This window comes from Chryseobacterium sp. HNCC26DJ240, assembly GCF_057180485.1.
In genome coordinates this window covers 1-259 of the sequence record NZ_JBXUGK010000029.1, presented here as the reverse complement: position 1 = coordinate 259, position 259 = coordinate 1, and the positions used below count along the sequence as shown (strand labels likewise).

The 259-nt window shown below is 38.6% G+C and carries 1 protein-coding gene; it reads right to left on the bottom strand.

What is annotated here, in order from left to right; genetic code table 11:
- Positions 1–74: 74 nt before the first annotated feature.
- The coding region (locus AC2A1G_RS20075; RefSeq protein WP_484048656.1) for a hypothetical protein at positions 75–259 on the bottom strand (185 nt) is incomplete at its 5' end.

The following is a 259-nucleotide window of genomic DNA, read 5'->3' as shown; positions in this document are numbered from 1 at the left end:
CTTTCTTCCGTAGGAATAGCACCTGTGTAAAAAAACTTTCTGCCATATGATTCCGCAGTCCGGAGGACTGCTATCTAAAATAACCCATAAGTAATCATCAAAACCCCGTAATCTTGAATTTTCAAACCCGAATCACGCATTCCGCACTTGGATTTTGAACCTTGAATATTAATTATTAAATCTTGAATCTTGAACTTTGAACTTTGAACTTTGAATTTCACACCCCGCATCCCGCATCCAACACCCGGCATTTTTAAAC